This is a genomic window from Paractinoplanes bogorensis, from assembly GCF_018829635.1.
Lineage (GTDB): Bacteria > Actinomycetota > Actinomycetes > Mycobacteriales > Micromonosporaceae > Actinoplanes > Actinoplanes bogorensis.
The window spans coordinates 16,577-37,734 of the sequence record NZ_JAHKKG010000018.1; the positions used below are offsets into that span (position 1 = coordinate 16,577).

Sequence of the window (21,158 nt, forward strand, 5' to 3'; positions counted from 1 at the left end):
CGGAGATGGGTGCCCCATCTGCTCGTCGCGTTGATCGCGGTGGGCAGCCTGGCCGGGCTCGCGTTCCGGCCCGAGGCGGACACCAACCCGGGCAGCGCCGACTATGTGATCCTGGCCGGATCGGCCGGACTGCGCTGGGACGACCTCGACCCGCAACGCACGCCGACCCTGTGGCGAGAGGCGTCGAAGGGCTCGATCGGCTGGCTGTCGGTGCGCTCGGCCATGCGCGTGACCTGTCCCTCCGACGGGTGGCTCACGCTCGGTGCCGGCAACTACGCGGCCTGGCCCCGCTCGACCAGCGGCAGCGTCTGCGAACCGGTGGCACCGGCCCTGACCCAGCCCGACGGCATCGGCGCCAACCTCACCGACCAGCGCACGGTGGTGCAGAACAACCAGGACCGGCTCCCGTACGGAGCGGTGCCCGGCGCCCTGGCCGAGTCGGTGCGCTGCACGTACGCCTTCGGTCCGGGCGCGGCGATGGCGGCCGCGCGTCCGTTCGGCCGGGTCGACAAGTACCAGGCGTCGTTCCCGGCCACCCCGCCGTCCGGGCTGCTGTCCGAGTGCAACCTGAGCATCGTCGACCTCGGCACGATCTCCGGCACCGGCACCGAGCGGGAGACCAGGGTGCGGACGGCCGACGCCCTGCTGGCCCGGGTCGTCGCCGCCCGCCCGCAGCGCTCGCTGATGATCGTGGCCGGGGTCTCGGACACCGAGCGGTCGAACCGGCTGCACGTGGCCATCGCCGAGGGTGAGGGCTGGAACGACGGCTGGCTCACCTCGGCCGGCACCGGCCGCGACGGCTATCTGCAGCTGATCGACCTGGCCCCGACGGTGCTGACCGCGCTGGCCAAGCCGCAGCCGGACAAGCTGTTCGCCGGCCGCAACGTGACCGTGGTCGAGGGCCGCCCGGCCGGTGTGGCCGACGCGATGCTCGGCGTGCACAACGCCGACCACCGCGCGATCGCCCAGAACGCGGTGGCCGGGATCTTCTTCAAGGTGCTGGCGATCCTGCAGATCCTGCTGTTCCTGCTGGCCGTCCCGGTGATGGTGCGCGCCCGCCGGCACACCGGACCGCGTGGCCCGGCCCTGCCGCCGCCCCGGCTGATCCTCGGGCTCGAGCTGGCCCTGATCGCGGGCGCCCTGGCCATCCCGGCCGCGCTGCTGGCCGACGCCACCCCGTGGTGGCGCAACTCCCACCCGGCCTGGGTCTTCGGCTCCGTCACGGCGCTGTTCATCGCGGTCGGCCTGGCGCTGGTCCGGTTCGCACCCCGTTACGGCCGGACGCTGTGGCCGCTCGGTGCGACCGCCGGCATCGCCGCCATGGTGGTCGGCTTCGACCTGCTCACCGGCGCGCAACTGCAGCTCAACGGCGTCGCCGGCTATTCGGCGGTGAACGGCGGCCGCTACTCCGGGGTCGGCGGGGTCGGGCTCGGTGTCTTCGTGACCGGCCTGCTCGTGCTGGCCGGCTCGCTCGGCCAATGGATCACCCGGGAGTGGCGCCCGGTCGTGGTCGTGCTGCTCGGCGGCATCGGCGTGGTGATGGTCGGCAGCCCCTACCTGGGCGCCGACCCGGTGGGTGCGATCGCCGTGACGGCCGGGGTCTGTGTGGCCGCCGCGATCACCACCGGCGGCTGGCTGACGTTCTCGCGCTTCGCCTGGGCGCTGCTCGGTGGCCTGATCGTCACGTTCGGTTTCGCCCTGGTCGACGTGAGCCGCCCGGCGGCCGACCAGAGCATCCTCGGCCGGGTGCTGACCGAGTTGCTCAACGGCACCGCCGGGCCGGCCATGCAGCGGGCCGCCGCGGCCAACGGGCAGGCCCTGCTGAACAGCCCGCTGACGATCCTGGCCGTGGCCGGGGTGCTGATGCTGGCCTTCTGCCAGTTCTCGCCGTGGGGCGGGCTCAACCGGCTCTTCGGGCTGCATCCGGCGCTGCGGGCGGCCGGCGCCGGGGTGACCGTGGCGACGCTGATTGCCGGTGTGCTCAACGGATCGGCCCTGACGGTGGCCGGTGCCGCCGCTGCCACCGCGGTGCCCACGGCGGTGCTGACGGCGCTGCGGGTGCTGCTGCACGCGGCCGACCGGACCCGCCCGGAAGGGGAGACCGACGGTCCCGGCGGGCCGTTGACACGCGCCGCGACCAGCCCGGACGTACACGCGAGTTCCTAGGTGTTACGGTGGACTCCCGTGGACGGGGCGTTCGCCCCTCGTACCAACTAGGCGACCACGGGAGCAAGGCTTTGGCCTCTACAGTGCGCGACACGCGGCACATCTTCGTCACCGGGGGCGTCGCCTCCTCGCTGGGCAAGGGCCTCACCGCCTCCAGCCTCGGCAATCTTCTGACCGCGCGCGGGCTCCGGGTCGTCATGCAGAAGCTCGACCCGTACCTCAACGTCGACCCCGGAACGATGAATCCGTTCCAGCACGGCGAGGTCTTCGTCACCGAGGACGGCGCCGAGACCGACCTCGACGTCGGCCACTACGAGCGCTTCCTCGACCGGGCCCTGTCCGGCAAGGCCAACGTGACGACCGGTCAGGTCTACTCGGCCGTCATCGCCCGCGAGCGGCGCGGCGAATACCTGGGCGACACCGTCCAGGTGATCCCGCACATCACCAACGAGATCAAGTCGCGGATCTTCGCGATGGCCGACCCGGACGAGAGCGGCCGCCGGCCCGACGTCGTCATCACCGAGGTCGGCGGCACGGTCGGCGACATGGAGTCGCTGCCCTTCCTCGAGGCGATCCGGCAGGTGCGCCACGAGGTCGGCCGCGACCACGTGTTCTACCTGCACGTCTCGCTGGTGCCCTATCTGGCGCCGTCGGGCGAGCTCAAGACCAAGCCGACCCAGCACTCGGTGGCGGCGCTGCGCAACATCGGTATCCAGCCCGACGCGCTGGTCTGCCGCAGCGACCGGGAGATCCCCGAGAAGCTCAAGCACAAGTTGGCGCTCTACTGCGACGTCGACCGCGAGGCCGTGGTGGCCGCGCCCGACGCGCCGAGCATCTACGACATCCCCAAGGTCCTGCACGACGAGGGCCTGGACGCGTACGTCGTACGGCGGCTGGGTCTGTCCTTCCGCGACGTGAACTGGACGCAGTGGGACGATCTGCTGCACCGGGTGCACCACCCGAAGCGGACGATCACCATCGCGCTTGTCGGCAAGTATGTCGACCTGCCCGACGCCTACCTGTCGGTCAGCGAGGCCATCCGCGCCGCCGGGTTCGGCAACAACGTCAAGGTGCAGCTGCGCTGGGTGCCCAGCGACGACTGCGAGACCACGGCGGGTGCGGCGGCGGCCCTCAAGGGCGTCGACGGCATCGTGATCCCCGGCGGGTTCGGTGTCCGCGGCATCGAAGGCAAGATCAATACTTCCCGGTACGCCCGGGAGAACCTCATCCCCATCCTCGGCATCTGTCTCGGCCTGCAGTGCATGACCATCGACGCCGCCCGTCACCTCGCCGGCATGGCCGGGGCCAACTCGCTCGAGTTCGACGAGCGCGCGCCCTACCCGGTGATCTCGACGATGGCCGACCAGGAAGACATCGTGGCCGGCAAGGGCGACCTGGGCGGCACCATGCGCCTCGGGGCCTACCCGGCGGCGCTGACCGAGGGTTCCGTCGTGGCCGAGACGTACGGCTCGACCGAGATCTCCGAGCGGCACCGGCACCGCTACGAGGTGAACAACGACTACCGGGCCAAGCTGACCGAGGCCGGCCTGGTCTTCTCGGGCACCTCGCCGGACGGGCGGCTCGTCGAGTTCATCGAGCTCGACCGCGACACGCACCCCTACTTCGTGGCGACCCAGGCCCACCCCGAGCTGAAGAGCCGGCCCACCCGTCCGCACCCGCTGTTCGACGGACTGGTCAAGGCCGCGGTCTCGTACGCGGCGGCCGACGAACTCCCCGTGGAAGCCTCGTGACCTTCGCGCACGAGGTGAAGTCGACCGTCACCCGCTACGACGGGCCGATCTTCGACGTGGTCACCGACGAGGTGACGATGCCGGGCGGCGGCACGGCCAAGCGCGACGTGGTGCACAACAAGGGCGCGGTCGGCGTGGTCGCGCTCGACGAGGTCGGCCGGGTCGTGCTGATCCGGCAGTACCGGCACGCGGTCGGGCAGCGGCTGTGGGAGCTGCCCGCCGGTCTGCGCGACGTGGACGGCGAGGAGCCGGCCCTGACCGCGGCCCGGGAACTGGCCGAGGAAGCCGACCTGCAGGCCGCGCAGTACCACCTGCTGGTCGACCTGTTCACGTCACCCGGCTTCGCCGACGAGTCGATCCGCATCTTCCTGGCCCGCTCGCTGACGCCGGTGCCGGATGCGGACCGCTTCCACCGTACGGACGAGGAAGCCGACCTGGAGATCGTCTGGATCGACCTCGACGAGGCGGTCGCGATGATCTTCCGCGGCGAGATCACCAACGCGGCGGCGGTCGGCGGGCTGCTGGCCGCGGCCCGCGCCCGGGACGAGGGCTGGGCCACGTTGCGGCCCGCCTGATCTCGCTTCTTTTCGCTATGGGGAAGCGTGAGCCGGCCGCCACCGGTTCGCGCTTCCCCATACTTGTCGGCGCCACCCCCACAGCGCGCCGACGTGTGCATTCCGTTTCCCTTCCGGCCCGGGTTGTTTCCATTCCGGGCCGGGCCGATTCGCTTGCGGCGCAACGTTTTTCGTTGCCGCCACAGTGGACCGGCGAGACCCATGTTCTCCCGATCCGGTGAATCGGGGAGCCGGTTTTTCAGGGCGCTTTCCCGCCCGTTCGGGTGAATCCCGGGTCGTCGTTCCGGGCTGTCTTTCCGGGCCTTTGTTCCGGGCCTTTGTTCCGGGTCTTTGTTCCGGGTCGGTTTGTCATGGGCGCTGGTCGCTCACGGGCGCTGGTCGTCGTACCAGCCTGGGCCCTGCCTCGGGGTCGCGAGGACCTCGAGCGACAACGGCGCGAAGTCGTTGGTGCTGTCGCGGACCGTGAAGCCGTCCGACGTGAGGATCTCGCTGATGGCGCGGAGCATGGTCTCGACCACGAGCAGGTAGTGCCGGGCGGCCGGCTGGTCGTCGCCCCCGGACGACATCGCGCGCCCGAAGGCGTCCGTCAGCGCGCGGTCGGGGATCCAGTCGATCCGCACCGGGGCGTGGCAGTCGGTGAGCCGGTCGACCTTCACCTCGGCGCCGGTGCAGCCCACCTGCGGAACCATGTCGGGCGCCACGACGGCCAGCCCGGCGGCGGCGAGAGACCCACGGACGAAGCCGGCGAGGTTCTCCCGGCGGATCAGTTCGTCCATCGGTGCAAGCTCGATCATGGCTCCGTTCTACCCCGGCCGGCGGGTTCCGGGGCCGACTTCGGCCGTCCCGCTCGGCCGTCCCGCTCGGCCGTCCCGCTCGGTCAGGACCCGGTTCAGGTGGTGGTCCACGGTTCGTCGCACGTTCGGCCCGCTGCGGCGCCGGTGCAACAGGTCGAGCCCGAGGTCCGCTGATGCCACCGACGAGCAGGTCCGCCTCCTGCGCGGGGTCGATCGAGGGCCGGGCGCCGGCCGCCGTGATCAAGGCGGCGACCAGATCTTCCAGCGGGTGCTCGGGGCGCCGGAAGACGGCGGCCAGTTCGGGATCGGTGAGGCTCCACGCGTAGTAGGCGGTCATCACCCGAAGGCTTGTGCGGCGCTGTTCGTCGAGCGGTAGCAGTTCCTCGAGGGTTGCCCGGAGCAGCACCCGCGGGTCGGACGCATCGCGCAATGCCGTGGGCCGGTCGTCGCGTTCGCGGTGATCGCCGTCCTGGAGACCCGGCGTACGGAGGCGATGTCTGCCGTCGGATGACCCGCACGTCCTTCGCCGCGGGGCGGATCGTCCTTCGCCGCGGGGCGGACGGTCCTTCGCCGCGGGGTCGGACTCGTCCGGATCGGTGGATTGCGGCTAATTTTCAAGATTTTCTAGCAGGGGCTCTGAGCTGCTGGTTTGTTCTCGCGGTGGCGGCTTTTCGGGGGTGTGCGGGCGGGACGCGTTGAACCGGGCGGCGGTCATGACCCGTACTGGCCCGCAGCACCGGTGACATCGACGTCCAACGACGAGGAGTGGTCATGAGGCCCCGCAAGTACCGACGCCCCGATGACGGAAACCGGCGTAAGACGATCGGCGTGATCGCCGTGGCCGGCGTGGTGGCCGCCATGGGAGTGGCCGGAGTTCAGCTGGCCTCGGCGAGCACCCAGACCAAGGCCGTGGACCTGGTCAATGTGGACGGTCAGCAGTTCGACGTGTCGAACTGTGCCGACCTGCAGATCAACGCGGGCGCGGTGGTCTGCGACGGCGAGGAACTCGCACCGGTCGAGCAGCAGGCGCCCGGCGACGCGGCGGCGGCCTCGGCGGTCGCGCTCGAAGCATCGTGTGACACGTTCGCGGCCGACGTGGCGGCGGCCGCGGGCGGTGCCGACGCCGGTGCGGGCGAGGAGGCCGGCGCGGGCGACGCGGCCGGTGCGGGTGAGGAAGCGGCGGCCGGGTCTCCGGCGGCCAAGGCCAAGAACAAGGCCCTCGCCAAGAAGTACCTCAAGATCATGAAGGCGGCCAAGGCCAAGGCGGCCGGCAAGGCCGGTAAGGCGGGCGCGGCCGGCAAGGGCGAGAACGCTGGTGCCGGTGAACAGGCCGGCGCGGACGACCAGGCCGGCGCGGACGACCAGGCCGGAGCCGACGAGCAGGCCGGCGACCAGGCGGGCGAGGATGCCGGCGCGGGTCAGGACGCGGGCGCGGGTGGCGCCGCGGCCGATGCTGCGGCCAAGGCCGTGACGTCGGCCCAGCAGAGCCTGCTGCAGGCCTGTCTGGCGCTGGCCGACGCGAAGGCCGTCGTGGCCGGTGCCGGCGGCGACGCGGGCCAGGGCCAGGACGCCGGTGCCGGCGAGGAAGCCGGTCAGGGTCAGGACGCCGGTGAGGGTCAGGACGCAGGTGCCAGCGAGGACGCAGGCGCGGGCGACCAGGCTGGTGCGGGCGACGAGGCCGGTGCCGAGGGAGCTGCTCCCGCAGCCAAGAAGTAGTTCCGCGAGGGTCACGCCCTCCAAAGAACGCAGCGGCGGTGTGGGCCAATTCCGGCCCACACCGCCGCTTGGTGTTTGCCGTGGCGTTGTTCGTCGCGTAGCCGCTTTGTGTTCGCGGTGGTGGGGTTGGCGGCGTCGCCGCTTTGCGTGCGCCCGTGGCGAGGCTCGGCCTGGGCCGGCGCGACGAGCGTCGCGGGTCTGCTGGTTCAGAGTGTGTCGTCTCACGGCGTGGGTGGTCTCGGTCCGCGCCTGGTTTCGTTCGCGAGTTTCGGGTTCTGTCCCGTGAAAAGTGATCGATGCGCGTCATGCTCGATCATTGGGACATCGTCATCTGCAATCCGTGCAGGGTGGCGACGTCGGTGCGGCTGCGAGCAGGGCGGCTTTGGCGGCGATGTGGGCAACTCGTGCATCCAGCGGCGGTCCTCACCGTCTTGCGGTTCGTGGCACATGGCGGGTCCTTCACTCACTCGCGCATTCGATTGCGTTGGCGCTTTCACCCGCTGCTGCTCGCTGCGGCGGTCCGCGGCGGCGACTGTCCGCAGGTGAGGGTTGCGGTCACGCCACCGGGGATCCGGGCTACTCAGCTGCGGCGGGCTGCTCGACGTCAGGTGTGTCGGCGGAGGGCATTGCGGCGGGCCTCTCGACGAGGGTGGCGTCGCTCCCGATCCTCCAGCTTGCCGGCCAGTCGTCGTGTTGGCGTGTTCCGGGGGCTTTGGCCCGGCCGAGGAACACCTCTTTGCCCTCGGCGATGCCGGCGCCGGTAAACGTTGTGGCGCCCCCGAACTCGGCGCCGCCGAACCCCGCGAGCCCGTCGAAACGGCAGCGGTTGAAATCGGCGGTGTCGCTAAACACAGCACCCCACTGCGGACGCGTCTGCGAGCCTCGGGCCCGGATGGTGCGGACCCGGCGGCGGTGCTGCCCGAACATTACGCTCTCGCCGAAGAACACTTCCCGCAGGTCTGCCTGCCCCCGAAACTTCGCACGGCGGAAATCGGCAAATGCGTGAAATCGAGAGCCGAAGAAGTTTACTGAGGCGCCGAAGCTGGCGTCGCCGAAGTCGGCCGAGCCGGTGAACGCGACGCTGACGAACCGGGCGGACGCGGCGAACCGGGCGGTGTCGAAGCTCGCCGAGCCGAACTGGCTGCCGGTGAACGAGGCGGGCTCGAGGAACTGGCACCGGTCGAAGTTCACCGCAGCGGCCAGGCAGTACTCGCTGCTCCAGCTGACCAGTGTCGCACCTGACAGATCCAGGGCCATGTTGTGCCAGAGCGTCGGCGGCCGGTGCGGGCCGGGGCCTGCCCACGCGCCAGCATTCTGCGACGGGTCACGATCCTGCTGGTCGTCGTCGGGGTGGTCGTCTGGGTCGTCCGGTTCTTCGGGAGGGCCGACGTGCAGGTGAGTGATCAGGATCTGCTGGGCGGTCAGGCGCACCTGCAACTCCTGCTCGGACTCGCGGATCTCCTGCTGTTCGGCCGCATTGGGCTCTTCCTGCTGCCGGTAGTCGAAGCGGACCCGGGTGTAGGGCATGCGCAAGTAGGCGCAGATGACGTTGACGATGGTCTGGCGCTGGCCCGGGTTGTCTTGGGCGAGGCGTTCGAGGGCGTACAGGCCGCCGAGGCGCACCGAGGGTTTGTCAGAGCCGATCTGTTCGACGCCTTTGGCGTACAGGTCGGTGACCCGGCGGGCGGCCGCGTCCGTTTCGGTGTGCGCCTGGGTTCGCTGACTGAGCTGGTGCTGTTTCTCGGTGAGCTCGTGCGCGGTCTCGGTTTGCCGTTGCCGGCGGATCGCCAACAGCAGGGCGGCGGCCGCGCCGGCGCCGGCGAGGATCCCGAACGCGAACTTGAGCAGGTCGAGCTCGAGCTTGGCCTGCTCCGCTCCGGTAGCCGCGTCGCCGGCCAGGTGCCACATCCAGATGACACCGGCGGCGCCGAGCGTGAGGACGGTGAGTACTGCGGTGGCGATCCCGGCATCGGATATGAGCCATAGCCATTTCGACGAGCTCCGCGCCGGTGGCGTCCTTCCTGCGCTCGGTTCGATCGACATGAGCGCATGATGCCCGAGCGTCGCAAACGTCGGAATCAGCCGTTCCGCTGACCATGGCCCGCTGAGCTGCATTACACGCGAACAGCAACGGACCGGCCGCGGATGTGGCGCTCTGGTTCTACGCATCCGCAGCGACGCCATGATCGGGCCGGTTGACCGCCCTGTCGCGGACTGGCAGGTGGTGGTTTGAGCGTTGGTGTTGAGTTTGGGGTTCTGTCCCGCCAAGGATGATCGATGTCCATCATGATCGAACGTTGAGTGACGGTGTGACGAGGTCATAGGCCTGCTGCTGCCTCATCTTTGAGCAAGTGGCGGTCGAGGAGATCACGGAGTCTGGCGGCGGTATCCGCCTGCGGGCGTCGGTTCGGGGGGTCCAGCTCGCAGTGCCCGCGATGTTCGGCCTGGTCCCAGCGGGTGCACTCGCGGTATCGGCGACTATTGGCCGATCTTTCGATCGCACCTGCTCCGGAAACGAGTCCTCCTATGCGCATAGCCAAGATCAATCACGCAAGGAGGGACAGAACCGAGTTTCGGCGCCGCTTCTCAGCGTGATTCGGCACTCGCATCGTCGGCCGGCGCACCGACGCAGCGTGACGGGTGCTCCTGTTCAGTGGCAACGGCGTGAGTCGATCTGTCGAGTTGGTCTGTCGTGAGGCGACTGCCGCGGATCAGGGCGTTCCGCTCGAAATGCAGGCCTGCCGTTGGTGACTACGCTGGCGCCGATGGAGGCGGAGGGTGGAGCAGCGCTCAGGCGGCTGTTGGCGCATCGGTGGCCGGAGCCTGCCGTGATGGCAGGTGCTCTGCGGCCGGAGCTCGAGGAAGTGCTCGAGGGCGGCGCGCTCACGGACTCGCTGGCGCGGCGCCTGGCGCCATCGCTGGGCTGGCGGACCGCGGACCTGTTCGTGATCGCTGGACTCGATCTGCCACGCGATCTGGTCGCCGCGACCGGCACCGGACCTTGGGATGTCGGGTCTGTTCTGGAGAAAGCGGCCAAACTGGCGCCGCAGTCGCTGCGCCGGCTGCACGGGTTCGTCCAGTCGCTCCCCGAGCGTCCGCCCGCGTGGCCACCGGTTCTGCCGCGCCGTACCGATCCGCTCGGGCCGGGCGAGACGATGCTGCGTCTGCTGCGCAACCGCAATATCCGGCCGTACAGCCCGAAGGTTTTGTATCTCATCGGCAACGGTCCGGTGGTGTCGTACTCGACGATGGCGATGCTGGGACCAGGCCGCACGAAGTTGACGCCGCAGTTCGTGACCGCGTTCGCCACGGTGCTGGGTATCCCCGACGACGAGCTGGCTGCTGTCGCCGGAGTCGCTGCGGCCGTGGGTCCGAAGCTGCTCCGCAACCATGCGCAGCTCGCCCAGTTGGCCTGGGATGCCCGGCGGCTGGACGACGACCAACTTTCCGAGGCATTCGAACTGGCCACAGAGCTGCGATAGCAACGCTTACACGGGCATCAGCCGTCACCGCGACAACGCCGGCCGGGCGATGCGGCGCGCGGCGGATTGACCACCGAGGTGCTCCGGGCGGGCTGCCGCCGCGATCCTGAGACTGCCGTCTCAGGGCTCTGAGCTGCGGATACGTCGGCAGGGCGTGATGGGGAGAAATTCGCACGCTTGGTGCTAGAACCCCGGCTGTGTGTTGCCGCGTATCGGTGGGCAGAAGCCGGTGCGCCGGTCGCGGAGCTAAGGGGATGGTGGGCATGCCGAAACGACGTGTGGGGGCGCGGAGGGCCGCAGGGCGGTCGCGGCGTCTGGTGTTGATCGGGATCAGCGCGGCTGTGGTGGCCGCGGGTGCAGTGGTGACGCCGCAGGCGTTTGCCGGCACGTCGGGCAACGGGACGACCGCGGCCGCCGAGCGGGGGTCGTTCCTGCAGCGGCTACGGGACCGGTTCTCCTCGGGTGGGGCGCAGACGGGCGGCGGGAACGCGGGTGGCGGGAACGCGGCCGGCTGTTCGGACGTCGAGCTTGTGTTTGCCCGCGGCACCGGGGAGCCGCAAGGGCTGGGCATCGTGGGCCGGCCCCTCGCGCAGGCCCTGGCCGCGGGGCTGGACGGGCAGAAGGTCGGGTCGTTCGCGGTGGTCTACGACGCCGCGTCCAACCAGCGGAGCGCCGGACCGGGTGCGACCAACATGACCGAGCACATCGAGTCGGTTGCGCAGAGCTGTCCGGAGACGCAGTTCGTGATCGGCGGGTACTCGCAGGGCGCTTCGGTCACCGACATCGCCATCGGGATCCGTGGTGCCGGTACGGCGGGCAAGGCGATTCCGGCGGCGCTGCGGGAGCGGGTGGCGGCCGTGGTTGTCTACGGCAACCCGCTGGGTCTGCGGCGGCAGACGATTGCGCAGGCCAGCCCGGACTTCGCCGGGAAGGCGATCGAGTTCTGCAACAACGGCGACCCGGTCTGCGGCGGCGGGAACACGTTCTCGGCCCACCTCGCCTATCCGCGCAACGGGACCGTGCAGCGCGGTGCCGATTTCGCGGTCGGCAAGCTGGGATAGCCACAGTGGAAGCGCTGGTCTACCTTGACGGGCGTGATGGCCGTCGCGACTGTGGCGTTCTGTATCGGGGGGCTCCTTCTCGGGGGCGCCGGAATCTTCTTTCTGTTGAATCTGAGTGATCTGCGGGCGATGCGAACCCTGCGCCGGCTGCTGCCGACCCCGGTCCACCAGAACACCGGTGGGCGGGTCGCGCTCGAGGGGCATCTCGAGTACGGCCCGTCCGGTCGGCAGTACGCGCCGGTGAGCGGTGCGGACTGCGCGTGGTACCACGTGCGGCTGATCCGGGAACCGACCCGCCAGTTCGCCAAGGGCGACGACCCGGACGAGGACGTGCTGCTCGACTTCACGTCGCCGGGCGGGTTCGCGCTGGCCGACCGGAGCGGGCGGGTGGCCGTCGACCCGGCGATCCTCGGCTATCCGTACTTCAAGGAGTCGCGCGTGCCCGAGTCGGTCCAGATCGTGCACCGGCGAGCGTCACCGCGGACGTTGCCGCCGGTGGTGCCGCGGGAGTACGTGGACGATCTGCGCAAGAGCGAACGGCTCACGCTCACCGAGATCCGGGTGTCGCGCGGGCCTCGGGTGTTCGCGCTCGGGCGGATGAGCAGCGGGACGCTGAAGAAGAGCCGGGCCGGGCTGACCGTCTTCTCGACCGACAGCCGCGACCAGGTGATCGCCAAACGCCGGGAGGACATCGCGATCGGTGCCCGGATGGTCGCCGGGTGCGTGCTCGCGGGACTCGTGCTCGCGGGCGGCGGCGCGGCGTACCTGATGTCGCTCGCCTGAATCGCGCGGGCAGTGGCCCACCGCTCGGAATCGGTGTGGCCACTGCCCGCGTCAAGGAAAAGCGTTTTGCCCGTACGGGTAAAGGCGCGCCACTGCCCGCGTACGGGAAAAGGAAGTGACGCGCCACCCCGCGGAAGAGGAATGGCGCGCCACTGAAGGCGTACGGGAAATCAGGCCTTGGTGATTTTGACGTTGTCGACGGCCGCCTCGACCAGCGACGCGGTGGACAGGTCGGCCGCCTCCACGCTGAGGCGGATGGTCTGGCCGGCGAACGAGGACAGGTTGACCGAACCGGCCGTCCAGGCGGCGGCCCGATCGGTGGCGGCTCCGGCCTGACTGAACACGGTCGTCGTGGTGCTGCCGGAGACGACCCGGATGCGGAAGTAGTCGGCGCTGCTCGAGTTGTTGAGGTGGGACAGGTACCAGTCGAAGCTCAACGTCAGCGTGCCGGTCGGCAGGGTGATCGCCGGGGAGACGATCGTGGTGGTGCCGCCGTCGACGTCGTTGGCACCCGCGCTGGCACCAGCCGTAGCCCCGGTGACCAGGTCGTACGTGCCGCCGGCGGCGTTGCCGAGCTGGGTCGCGATGCCGGAACTGGTGGCGGCCGGGTCACCGCGTTCGAACCGGCCCGACGTGGCCGTGTCGGCGGTGCCCGCGGTCCAGCCGGTGGCCGTCTCGAAACCGTCGGAGTAGACCGTGGTGCCGGTCGGCGGGGGAGTGGTGCCGCCGGCGGCGAGGGTCCAGACCGCGTACGCGATGGCGTCCGAGTTCCGGTCGAGCGCGGTGTCGTTGATGTTCGCGGTGGTGTCGCACGACGAGTGGTAGCAGGGGTCGAACGTCGTCGCGGTTCCGCCCCACAGGGACACCTGGGCGGCCGTCTTGCGGCCCTCGGCGCCGGTGAAGATGCCGCCGGCCGGGATGCCGTTCGCGATGAACGGGCCGTAGTCGCTGCGACCGTCGAAGTCGGTGCCGCGGGTGGGCACGCCGATCGACGTGAAGTAGGCGGCCAGCGTCGATTCGATCTGGGCCGAGCCGGCCGGACCGGGTCCCGATCCGGTGTTGTCGGAGTTGTCGCCGTCGTACAGGAAATAGCCGGGGTTGGGCGACCCGATCATGTCGAAGTTGAGATAGCCGGTGATCTCGCGTTTCTGCGCGGTGGTCAGCGAGTTCACGTAGGCGGTCGAGCCGCGCAGACCCAGCTCCTCGGCGCCCCACCAGCCGAAGCGCAGGTGGCGATCGGGCTGGAAACCGGTGCGGGCGACGGCCAGGGCGACCTCGAGGTTGCCGGCCGAGCCGGAGCCGTTGTCGTTGATGCCCGGTCCGGCGGTGACGCTGTCCAGGTGCGCGCCGATCATCAGCGTGTTCGCGGTGTCGCCGCCCGGCCAGTCGGCGATCAGGTTGTAGCCGGTGGCGCCGTTGTAGGTGAACGACTGCTGGCGGGTGGTGTAGCCGGCCGCGTCGAGCAGGTTCTTCACGTACGTGACCGAGGCCAGATAGCCGGGCCGGCCGTGCGCGCGGTTTCCCCCGTTGGCGGTGGCGATGTTCTGCAGCTGGGTCAGGTGCGCCTTGACGTTGGTGACCGAGATGTCGGGGGCGGCGGCGACTTCTGCGGCTGATGCGGGTGCGGCCGACAGGCCGAGAGTCAGCGCGACCGCGGCGCCGAGGACGAGGGGTGCTCGCACGAAGGTCCTCCGTGGGGCTCGGGGGACCGCCATCGAATGCGGTGGCGGTGCTCGCGAGCATGGCAGCGGAGCCGACTCATGCACTCATCCCAATCAATACATATCAGCCTGCACGGAAGGGCCCGCTCAGCGCGGCCCACTGCAGCAGCATGATCGTCTTGGCGTCGGCGATCCGGCCGTCGGTGATCGCGCGCAGGGCGTCGTCGAAGTCGAGCTCGACGGCCTCGATGTCCTCGCCCTCGTCGGCCAGTCCACCGCCGGGTCCCGTACGGTCGTCGGCCGTGTACGGCGCGGCATAGAAGTGCAGCCGCTCGGTGACCGAACCCGGGCTCATCCATACGCCGAAGACATGTTCCAGGTCGCCGACGGTGACGCCGAGCTCCTCCGCGGTCTCGCGCCGGATCGCGCTGGCCGGATCGTCGTCGTCGAGCAGTCCGGCCGCGGCCTCGACGAGCATGCCGTCGGGGTGCCCGTTCACGTAGGCCGGGTAGCGGAACTGGCGAGTGAGCAGAACCGTGCGACGGTCCCGGTCGTACAGCAGGATCGTCGCGCCGTCGCCGCGGTCGTACGTCTCGCGCTGTTCGGTGCTCCAGCGGCCGTCGCGGTGGCGGTAGTCGTAGGTGGTGCGGCGCAGCACGTGCCAGGCCGTGGCCAGCAGTTCCACGTCGCGGATGACCACGTCGGGGTTGCCCGACAGGTCGCGGCCGGTCTGGTCGAGGCCGGTGCGGCCGCGATGGTCGGGAAGGTCGATGCCGGGGGTGCCCAGGTCGGTCATGGGGCGTACGCTAGCCGATGAAACACGCAACAGTCGACAACAATGAGGAGAAACACGTAATGCTGCCGGCCGAGCGACGCGATCTCCTGCTCGAACGACTCCGGGACGAGGGCAAGCTGGTGGTCACCGACCTCGCCTTCGAACTCGGCATCGCCGAAGACAGCATCCGCCGCGACCTGCGCGATCTCGCCGCCGCCGGACTGCTGCAGCGGGTCTACGGGGGTGCGCTGCCCGCGGCACCGGCCGCTGCCGACTACGCGACGCGGCGTGAGGTGGCGGCCGAGAGCAAGCGCCGGGTCGCGACGGTGGCGGCCGGCCTGATCCGCCCCGGGTCGACCGTGATCCTCGACGGCGGCACGACCGCGCTGGCCGTGGTCTCCGCATTGCCGCCCGATCTTCCGGCCACGATCGTCACGCACAGCGTCACCGTCGCGGCCGCGCTGGTCGATCACGCCACGGTCGACGTGCTGGTGCTGGGTGGGCGGCTGTTCAAGCACTCGGCGGTGGCGTCCGGCGCGATCACGGCCGAGGCTGCGCAGTCGGTGCACGCCGACCTTTTCCTGCTCGGCGTCACCGGTGTGCACCCGCGGGCCGGCCTGACCACGGGCGATCCGGACGAGGCGGCGATGAAACGCACGCTGGCGTCGCGGGCCGCCGAGACCTATGTGATGGCGTCGTCGGAAAAGATCGGGACGGCTTCCCCGTACGTGGTTCTGCCGCTCGACGACATCACCGGCGTGATCACCGATGTCGAGGCCGGGGATCCCGCTCTCGACGGTCTGAACGTCCCGATCATCGAGGCTCCGGCATACCGTTGACGGCATGAAGATGTTCCGACGGGATGCCGGGCCCGGCCAGTCCGCGTACGGGATGGAAGTGTTGCGGGGTGAGGTCGCGCGGCTCGGCGCGAGCATCGGTGTCGCGCCGGCCGATCTGGTGGCGTTCGAGCCCAACGACACCGGGCACCCGTACGTCCTCGTCGACTCCGACGGTGTCTATCACTGGATGATCGTGGAGCGGGGTGTGGTCGTCGAGGACCGGACGACCACCTCGCGTGACGAGCTTCTGTCCTGGGCGTTCGCCGGGCTCCTTTAGCTTCGCCGGGCTGCTTCAGCTTCGCCGGGCTTCTTAGTCGAGCCGCCGGTCGCGGGCGATCTGCTCGACGGCGTTCTTGGCGTCGGCCAGGCTCGCGCCGGTGCGGTCCCGATAGATCTTGATGGCCTGGATCTTCTCGCCCTTGTCGAGGTGGGCGAGCAGTTCGGGATCGTGGTCGGGCACCGGTTCCTCGATGCCGAGGTGCGCCATGACGGCGTCCAGCTTGCGTTCGATCGCGGCCATGCGGGCAGTCTCGCGCGCGCTCTTGTCCGACCGGCCGGAGGCGAAGACCAGGGCGACTCCGACCCCGGCGATGATGATGGCGACGACACTCCCGAAATCCATGGGCACCATGGTCACATCCCGGCGCTCATGTCCTCCCTCAATGACGTGACGCAGGAACGCAGAGCCTCTCGCATCCTGTTCTGATCGGCCTCGGTCAGGCCGGCGATCATGGTGTCCTCGACCGCGCGTACGGCGGCACTGGCCGATTCGAGCTGCCGGCGGCCCTTGGCGGTCAGCGTGGTCGGCAGCACCCGGCCCGAGGGCGCGCGTTCCGGGCGGGCGACCAGGCCGTCGCGTTCCAGGCTCTGCAGCAGCACGTTCATCGACTGCCGGGTCACGAAGGCACCCCGGGCCAGCTCGGAGTTGGACAGCCCGGGCCGCTGGGACAGCAGCTCCAGGCATGAATAGTGCGTGATCGTCATGCCGAGCGGCCGCAGGACGGCTTCCATGGCGGAGTGCAGGGCGCTCGACGCCATCTTCAGCAGGTAGCCCAGCGACGTGTTCAGCTCCACTTGACTCATGTCAGCATACTGACATACTCTTGGCTATGTCAGAAGACTGACATCATCTTCATCTTCATCGAGAGGACCGACCATGGCCGTCACCGGACCCGACTTCATTTCTCTGCAGGTACGCGACCTCGAGAAGTCGGCCGCGTTCTACGAGCAGCACCTCGGACTGCAGCGCCGCCCCGGCCCGCCGCACGCCGTCGTGTTCGACACCAAGCCCATTGCTTTTGCCGTACGCGACCTCATCGGCGACCCGATCGACCACCCGGGTCACGGCGTGGCGCTGTGGCTGCACGCCCCCGACGCGCAGGACATCCACGACGCCCTGGCCGCGGCCGGCGTCCCGATCGTGTCGGCGCCGATCGACGGCCCGTTCGGGCGTACGTTCACGTTCGCCGACCCCGACGGCTACCAGGTGACGCTGCATGACCGGGCCTGAGCGGTTCTGGGTCAGCACGGTCAGCCTCGACCACGTCGAGGCGGCCGCGCGCGGCGGCTTCACCCAGGCCGACCACGGCGCGAACACCCGCCTGCGCCGCCTGCGCCCCGGCGACCACATCGTCTACTACTCACCGCGCACCCAGATCCGCGGCGGCGACCCGGTCCGCAAGTTCACCGCGCTCGCCGTAGTCACCGGCGACGAGCCCTACCAGGTGACAATGAGCGAGGACTTCCATCCGTGGCGCCTCGACTGCCGGTTCGAGCCGTCGACCCCGGTCGAGGCCAAGCCGCTGGCGCCGGAGCTGTCCTTCATCACCGACCCGGAGCACTGGGGCATGCCGTTCCGGCGCGGCCTCTTCACCATCCCGGAGGCCGACTTCCGGACGATCGCCGCCCGGATGACGGTCGCGTAGCTGCCGTAGCGTGTGCGGGTGTGGGGGCCAAGACAGCGCTGCTGATGTACGTCGAAGGTGACGTGGCGCAGGCGTTGCGTGACGCGGTCGAACTGGATCGGCCGGCCACTGAGGCGCTGGTTGCGCGGCTGCTGCCGGGCGCCGAGCTGGTCGCGGTCGAGGACGGCACCCTCGGCTCGAACATCAACCCGCGGGACGGCCTGCTGTACGCCGGAGTGTTCCGGGGCCTGACGATCATCTGCGCGGCCGAGCTGGGCGAGATCCGGCCGGCCGATCTGCGACCCGGTTGGCTGGCCGAGGGCGCGGGCCGGCGCGTGATCCTGCACTCGATGCACAGCGTGTCGGACTTCCTCGCCTTCGCGGTCTGGCGCGCCGACGGAACGCAGGAACGGGCACTCAGCCTGAACCCGGACGACGGCATCGTCGAGGATCACGGTGACCGGCTGCCGTTCGAGCAGCCGTACTGGGCCGGGCAGCATCCGGTCGACGATGACGACGAGCCCTATCCGCTGCCGTTCCACCCGCTCGAACTGGGCGAGGACGCGTTGGCGGCGTTGTGCGGATTCGTCATCGAAGGCTGGCCGCCGGAAGACATGCCCGATCTGTACCGGGTCCCGTTGGCCGGGTTCCGACCGGGCGGACCGAAGCTGACGCTCGAGCGATCCCACGGCCGCCGGATCGCGCAGCCGTCGGCCCTGGACATAGAGGCACAGGTTCGCCGGCTCGGCACCGGACTCGACTACCTGATCGTCGACCGGGGCGGCGAGAACTACCTGCAGGCGGCGGCCGGAGATCACTACGGGGTCCCGGCCGGAGCGTTCCACGTCGAACGACGCGAGGGCGGCCCCGACGTGCACTTCCGATGCGAAGTCAACACGCTCGAGGAGGTCGTCGAGATCTTCCGCGGCCACCACAAAGACCAGGACGGCTGGGGCGACCACGACTGGCAACAGATCTGGCTGTAGCCACCCCGTACGGGAAAAGGAAGTCAGGCCACTGTTCGGCTGTTCAAGGTCAGCGCGTGTGCGTCGGTGTCGGGCTCGTCGAGGCCGAAACTCAGGATTCGCTTCGGGTGGATTCGGATGATCGGGGCCGGTGAGTCGTAAGCCGAGTCGGTGGGGTGGTCCAAGGCCTCGGCCGTGCCGCGGATTTCCAGGCAGCGCACCCGCCACGGATTTGTGGACGGCAGGTCGTCGACGACGAAGGCGATCTGGCCCGTCGCCGCCACGTTTCGGTATTTGCGGCTCTCGTCCATGTGGAAACCCGCGATGTCGATCGTGCCGGTCCGGGCGTTGTGGCGGAAACCGACGGGACTGTTCTGCAGCGTGCCGTCGGGGCGCAGGGTGGCCAGGCGGCCCAGGGGCTGGCTCGACAGATAGGCGAGTTCGGACTCGGTGAAACTCATCCGGTCAGGCTGCTACCTCAACCTATGTTGAAGTCAAGTCACCCGGCAAAACGGGGCAATTTGCGGAGTACTCTTCGGCGGGGCGGTCCACCGAGGCACGGGCCGGCCTGGGACGTCACTCAGCGTTGAGAAAGGACGGTGTCGGCTCCATGAAGGTCGGCATTCCCAGCGAGGTCAAGAACAACGAGTTCCGCGTGGCCATCACGCCCGCGGGTGTCTACGAATTCCGCCGGGCCGGGCACGACATCTATGTGCAGGCGGGAGCGGGCCACGGGTCGTCGATCACCGACGGTGACTACATCGCGGCCGGCGCGACCATCCTCGACACCGCCGACGAGGTGTGGGGTGCGGCCGACCTGATCCTCAAGGTCAAGGAGCCGATCGCCGAGGAGTACGGGCGGATGCGGGCCGGGCAGGTGCTCTTCACCTATCTGCACCTGGCCGCGTCGAAGGAGTGCACCGACGCGCTCATCGACCGGCGGGTCACCGGCATCGCGTACGAGACGGTGGAACTGCCCGATCGCTCGCTGCCCCTGCTGGCCCCGATGAGTGAGGTCGCCGGGCGTCTCGCGCCGCAGGTCGGGGCCTATCACATGATGCGCTCGGGCGGCGGTCGTGGCGTTCTGATGGGTGGCGTCCCGGGTGTCTACGCGGCCAAGGTCGTGGTCATCGGCGCCGGTGTGTCCGGCATGAACGCGGCCGCGATCGCGCTCGGCATGCAGGCCGAGATCCTGGTGCTCGACCGCAACATCGCGCGGCTGCGGGCGGCCGACGCCGACTACCGGGGGCATCTGCAGACCGTGGCCTCCAACGCGTACGAGGTGGAGAAGGCCGTGCTCGACGCCGACCTGGTCATCGGCGCCGTGCTGATCCCGGGGGCGAAGGCGCCCAACCTGGTCTCCAACGAGCTCGTCTCGCGGATGAAGCCGGGCAGCGTGCTGGTCGACATTTCGATCGACCAGGGTGGCTGCTTCGAAGACTCACGCCCCACGACGCACGCCGACCCGGTCTACAAGGTGCACCAGTCGCTGTTCTACTGCGTCGCCAACATGCCGGGCGCGGTCCCGCACACGAGCACGTACGCACTCACCAACGTCACCCTGCCGTACGCGCTGGAACTGGCCAACCTCGGCTGGCGGGATGCCCTGCGAGCCGACCGCGCGCTCGCACTGGGTCTGAACACCCATGACGGGCACGTCACCTACGGACCGGTCGCGGAGGCGCACGGCATGCCGACCCTCGAGCTCGCCGAGGTGCTGAACTAGACCGGTGACCGTCCAACGCGCGATCCAGGCCTACCTCGACCATCTGACTGTCGAGCGTGGGCTGTCGCGCAACACCCTTTCCTCCTACGGGCGTGACCTCGAACGCTACGCGCAGGCGCTCGCCGCCGACGGGATCGATGATCTCGCCGCGGTGGGCGCCGGCCGGATCACCGCGCACCTGGCCACGCTGCGCGACGAGGGGCTGGCCGCGTCGTCGGCCGCCCGGGCGATCAGCGCGGTGCGCGGGCTGCACAAGTTCGCCGCGCGTGAGGGGCTGGTCGGCACCGACGTCGCGGCCGAGGTGCGTCCGCCCGCGCCGGCCCGGCGGCTGCCCAAGGCCCTCGACGTCGACCAGGTCGGCCGGTTGCTCGCGGTGCCCGACGACAGCCCGCTCGGCCTGCGCGACAAAGCACTTCTCGAGTTCCTTTACGGTACGGGCGCACGCATCTCTGAAGCTGTCGGCGCGGCCATCGACGACCTCGACCTCGGCGCCGAACCGGCCGCGATCCTGCACGGCAAGGGCGGGCGGACACGTCTCGTCCCGGTCGGCGGGTTCGCCAAATCGGCGGTGGAGGCCTACCTCGTACGGGGAAGGCCTCTGCTTGTCGCCAAAGGCAAGGGGACGCCGGCGATTTTTCTGAACGCGCGTGGCGGGCGGTTGTCGCGGCAGAGCGCATGGACGATTCTGCATCGCGCCGCGTCCGCCGCCGGGCTGCCGATCGAGGGTCCGCACGCGGTGAGCCCGCACACGCTGCGGCACTCGTATGCCACTCATCTGCTCGATGGAGGAGCCGACGTACGCGTCGTCCAGGAGCTGCTCGGGCACGCCTCGGTGACCACCACGCAGGTGTACACGCTGGTCACGGTGGACCGACTTCGTGAGGTGTACGCGACCGCACACCCCCGCGCTCGTTAGAGAGTGCGCACCCATAGATGGCGACACGCCGACGACTGACCCCG

At 69.8% G+C, this 21,158-nt stretch carries 21 protein-coding genes and 1 pseudogene; 14 read left to right on the top strand and 8 right to left on the bottom strand.

Features of this window, described 5'->3' with window-relative positions; genetic code table 11:
* Positions 1 to 9 precede the first annotated feature (9 nt).
* The 3 genes from KOI35_RS42235 to KOI35_RS42245 all read left to right on the top strand — a co-directional run bounded on the left by KOI35_RS42235 (position 10) and on the right by KOI35_RS42245 (position 4,492).
* Entirely contained in the window at positions 10 to 2,166 is a 2,157-nt protein-coding gene (locus KOI35_RS42235; protein WP_308121396.1) for a hypothetical protein, read from the top strand.
* A 71-nt stretch (positions 2,167 to 2,237) separates the two neighbouring features.
* Entirely contained in the window at positions 2,238 to 3,917 is a 1,680-nt protein-coding gene (gene pyrG / locus KOI35_RS42240) for a CTP synthase (RefSeq protein ID WP_215795374.1), read from the top strand.
* Positions 3,914 to 4,492 carry an NUDIX domain-containing protein gene (locus KOI35_RS42245; RefSeq protein ID WP_308121397.1) on the top strand — a complete coding sequence of 193 codons (579 nt, stop codon included), beginning with the start codon at positions 3,914 to 3,916 and terminating at the stop codon, positions 4,490 to 4,492. The genes pyrG and KOI35_RS42245 overlap by 4 nt, the downstream gene beginning before the upstream one ends.
* A gap of 365 nt (positions 4,493 to 4,857) precedes the next feature.
* Here KOI35_RS42245 and KOI35_RS48095 read toward each other — a convergent pair whose 3' ends face one another.
* Positions 4,858 to 5,286: a hypothetical protein gene (locus tag KOI35_RS48095; RefSeq protein WP_246614685.1), complete on the bottom strand. Its 429-nt coding sequence runs from the start codon at positions 5,284 to 5,286 to the stop codon at positions 4,858 to 4,860.
* Positions 5,287 to 5,464: 178 nt separating this feature from the next.
* Positions 5,465 to 5,692, bottom strand: a pseudogene (locus tag KOI35_RS49265) (TetR family transcriptional regulator C-terminal domain-containing protein); the annotation flags it as partial.
* 365 nt (positions 5,693 to 6,057) lie between these two features.
* On the opposite strand from KOI35_RS49265, the gene KOI35_RS42255 reads away from it, so the two are divergent.
* Positions 6,058 to 7,002 carry a hypothetical protein gene (locus KOI35_RS42255; protein ID WP_246614686.1) on the top strand — a complete coding sequence of 315 codons (945 nt, stop codon included), beginning with the start codon at positions 6,058 to 6,060 and terminating at the stop codon, positions 7,000 to 7,002.
* Positions 7,003 to 7,578: 576 nt separating this feature from the next.
* Here KOI35_RS42255 and KOI35_RS42260 read toward each other — a convergent pair.
* Positions 7,579 to 9,045 carry a pentapeptide repeat-containing protein gene (locus tag KOI35_RS42260; protein WP_215795376.1) on the bottom strand — a complete coding sequence of 489 codons (1,467 nt, stop codon included), beginning with the start codon at positions 9,043 to 9,045 and terminating at the stop codon, positions 7,579 to 7,581.
* A 788-nt stretch (positions 9,046 to 9,833) separates the two neighbouring features.
* Between KOI35_RS42260 and KOI35_RS42265 the strand changes: the two genes are divergently transcribed.
* The 3 genes from KOI35_RS42265 (at position 9,834) to KOI35_RS42275 (ending at position 12,328) form a co-directional block, all read left to right on the top strand.
* Positions 9,834 to 10,484: a hypothetical protein gene (locus KOI35_RS42265; protein WP_215795377.1), complete on the top strand. Its 651-nt coding sequence runs from the start codon at positions 9,834 to 9,836 to the stop codon at positions 10,482 to 10,484.
* 317 nt (positions 10,485 to 10,801) lie between these two features.
* A complete protein-coding gene (locus KOI35_RS42270; protein WP_308121398.1) occupies positions 10,802 to 11,545 on the top strand; it encodes a cutinase family protein in 744 nt (247 codons plus the stop codon).
* Between the two features lie 105 nt (positions 11,546 to 11,650).
* The gene (locus tag KOI35_RS42275) at positions 11,651 to 12,328 is read left to right on the top strand and encodes a hypothetical protein (RefSeq protein WP_215795379.1); all 678 of its coding nucleotides are present in this window, start codon (positions 11,651 to 11,653) and stop codon (positions 12,326 to 12,328) included.
* A 170-nt stretch (positions 12,329 to 12,498) separates the two neighbouring features.
* On the opposite strand, the gene KOI35_RS42280 is transcribed toward KOI35_RS42275, so the two are convergent.
* Both KOI35_RS42280 and KOI35_RS42285 read right to left on the bottom strand, forming a co-directional pair.
* Positions 12,499 to 14,043: a M28 family peptidase gene (locus KOI35_RS42280; protein ID WP_215795380.1), complete on the bottom strand. Its 1,545-nt coding sequence runs from the start codon at positions 14,041 to 14,043 to the stop codon at positions 12,499 to 12,501.
* Between the two features lie 70 nt (positions 14,044 to 14,113).
* Positions 14,114 to 14,785: an NUDIX domain-containing protein gene (locus tag KOI35_RS42285; protein WP_215795381.1), complete on the bottom strand. Its 672-nt coding sequence runs from the start codon at positions 14,783 to 14,785 to the stop codon at positions 14,114 to 14,116.
* A gap of 17 nt (positions 14,786 to 14,802) precedes the next feature.
* Here KOI35_RS42285 and KOI35_RS42290 point away from each other — a divergent pair, with 17 nt between their 5' ends.
* Both KOI35_RS42290 and KOI35_RS42295 read left to right on the top strand, forming a co-directional pair.
* Positions 14,803 to 15,603, top strand: coding sequence for a DeoR/GlpR family DNA-binding transcription regulator (locus KOI35_RS42290; RefSeq protein ID WP_246614687.1), 801 nt, complete (start codon positions 14,803 to 14,805; stop codon positions 15,601 to 15,603).
* Positions 15,604 to 15,607: 4 nt separating this feature from the next.
* The gene (locus KOI35_RS42295; RefSeq protein WP_215795382.1) at positions 15,608 to 15,880 is read left to right on the top strand and encodes an Imm63 family immunity protein; all 273 of its coding nucleotides are present in this window, start codon (positions 15,608 to 15,610) and stop codon (positions 15,878 to 15,880) included.
* A gap of 33 nt (positions 15,881 to 15,913) precedes the next feature.
* Here the strand turns inward: KOI35_RS42295 and KOI35_RS42300 are convergent, their stop codons facing one another.
* On the bottom strand, positions 15,914 to 16,225 hold the full coding sequence (locus KOI35_RS42300) for a hypothetical protein (protein ID WP_215795383.1): 312 nt from the start codon (positions 16,223 to 16,225) through the stop codon (positions 15,914 to 15,916).
* A gap of 11 nt (positions 16,226 to 16,236) precedes the next feature.
* Positions 16,237 to 16,686, bottom strand: coding sequence for a MarR family winged helix-turn-helix transcriptional regulator (locus KOI35_RS42305; protein WP_215795384.1), 450 nt, complete (start codon positions 16,684 to 16,686; stop codon positions 16,237 to 16,239).
* A 73-nt stretch (positions 16,687 to 16,759) separates the two neighbouring features.
* Here KOI35_RS42305 and KOI35_RS42310 point away from each other — a divergent pair, with 73 nt between their 5' ends.
* Genes KOI35_RS42310 through KOI35_RS42320 form a run of 3 tightly spaced genes read left to right on the top strand, consistent with a single transcriptional unit; the run spans position 16,760 to position 18,493 of the window.
* Positions 16,760 to 17,113: a VOC family protein gene (locus KOI35_RS42310; protein WP_215795385.1), complete on the top strand. Its 354-nt coding sequence runs from the start codon at positions 16,760 to 16,762 to the stop codon at positions 17,111 to 17,113.
* Positions 17,100 to 17,528, top strand: a complete 429-nt coding sequence (locus tag KOI35_RS42315; protein WP_215795386.1) for an EVE domain-containing protein — start codon at positions 17,100 to 17,102, stop codon at positions 17,526 to 17,528. Before KOI35_RS42310 ends, KOI35_RS42315 begins: the two co-directional genes overlap by 14 nt.
* Before the next feature lie 20 nt (positions 17,529 to 17,548).
* On the top strand, positions 17,549 to 18,493 hold the full coding sequence (locus tag KOI35_RS42320) for a DUF6928 family protein (protein ID WP_215795387.1): 945 nt from the start codon (positions 17,549 to 17,551) through the stop codon (positions 18,491 to 18,493).
* A gap of 23 nt (positions 18,494 to 18,516) precedes the next feature.
* Here the strand turns inward: KOI35_RS42320 and KOI35_RS42325 are convergent, their stop codons facing one another.
* Positions 18,517 to 18,933 carry a PPOX class F420-dependent oxidoreductase gene (locus KOI35_RS42325; protein ID WP_215795388.1) on the bottom strand — a complete coding sequence of 139 codons (417 nt, stop codon included), beginning with the start codon at positions 18,931 to 18,933 and terminating at the stop codon, positions 18,517 to 18,519.
* A 149-nt stretch (positions 18,934 to 19,082) separates the two neighbouring features.
* On the opposite strand from KOI35_RS42325, the gene ald reads away from it, so the two are divergent.
* Together ald and KOI35_RS42335 are read left to right on the top strand one after the other, a co-directional pair.
* On the top strand, positions 19,083 to 20,198 hold the full coding sequence (gene ald, locus KOI35_RS42330) for an alanine dehydrogenase (protein WP_215795389.1): 1,116 nt from the start codon (positions 19,083 to 19,085) through the stop codon (positions 20,196 to 20,198).
* Positions 20,199 to 20,202: 4 nt separating this feature from the next.
* Positions 20,203 to 21,114 carry a site-specific tyrosine recombinase XerD gene (locus tag KOI35_RS42335; protein WP_308121401.1) on the top strand — a complete coding sequence of 304 codons (912 nt, stop codon included), beginning with the start codon at positions 20,203 to 20,205 and terminating at the stop codon, positions 21,112 to 21,114.
* The last annotated feature ends 44 nt before the right edge of the window (positions 21,115 to 21,158 follow it).

What these genes read in the sequence shown, in the direction of transcription:
- KOI35_RS42290 (WP_246614687.1), top strand. Translation starts at nt 14,803, where the DNA reads ATGAAACACGCAACAGTCGACAACAATGAGGAGAAACACGTAATGCTG.
- KOI35_RS42285 (WP_215795381.1), bottom strand. Translation starts at nt 14,785, where the DNA reads ATGACCGACCTGGGCACCCCCGGCATCGACCTTCCCGACCATCGCGGC.
- KOI35_RS42325 (WP_215795388.1), bottom strand. Translation starts at nt 18,933, where the DNA reads ATGAGTTTCACCGAGTCCGAACTCGCCTATCTGTCGAGCCAGCCCCTG.
- KOI35_RS42300 (WP_215795383.1), bottom strand. Translation starts at nt 16,225, where the DNA reads ATGGATTTCGGGAGTGTCGTCGCCATCATCATCGCCGGGGTCGGAGTC.
- KOI35_RS42310 (WP_215795385.1), top strand. Translation starts at nt 16,760, where the DNA reads ATGGCCGTCACCGGACCCGACTTCATTTCTCTGCAGGTACGCGACCTC.
- KOI35_RS42305 (WP_215795384.1), bottom strand. Translation starts at nt 16,686, where the DNA reads ATGAGTCAAGTGGAGCTGAACACGTCGCTGGGCTACCTGCTGAAGATG.
- KOI35_RS42295 (WP_215795382.1), top strand. Translation starts at nt 15,608, where the DNA reads ATGAAGATGTTCCGACGGGATGCCGGGCCCGGCCAGTCCGCGTACGGG.
- KOI35_RS42315 (WP_215795386.1), top strand. Translation starts at nt 17,100, where the DNA reads ATGACCGGGCCTGAGCGGTTCTGGGTCAGCACGGTCAGCCTCGACCAC.
- ald (WP_215795389.1), top strand. Translation starts at nt 19,083, where the DNA reads ATGAAGGTCGGCATTCCCAGCGAGGTCAAGAACAACGAGTTCCGCGTG.
- KOI35_RS42280 (WP_215795380.1), bottom strand. Translation starts at nt 14,043, where the DNA reads ATGGCGGTCCCCCGAGCCCCACGGAGGACCTTCGTGCGAGCACCCCTC.
- KOI35_RS42265 (WP_215795377.1), top strand. Translation starts at nt 9,834, where the DNA reads ATGGCAGGTGCTCTGCGGCCGGAGCTCGAGGAAGTGCTCGAGGGCGGC.
- KOI35_RS48095 (WP_246614685.1), bottom strand. Translation starts at nt 5,286, where the DNA reads ATGATCGAGCTTGCACCGATGGACGAACTGATCCGCCGGGAGAACCTC.
- KOI35_RS42260 (WP_215795376.1), bottom strand. Translation starts at nt 9,045, where the DNA reads ATGTCGATCGAACCGAGCGCAGGAAGGACGCCACCGGCGCGGAGCTCG.
- KOI35_RS42255 (WP_246614686.1), top strand. Translation starts at nt 6,058, where the DNA reads ATGAGGCCCCGCAAGTACCGACGCCCCGATGACGGAAACCGGCGTAAG.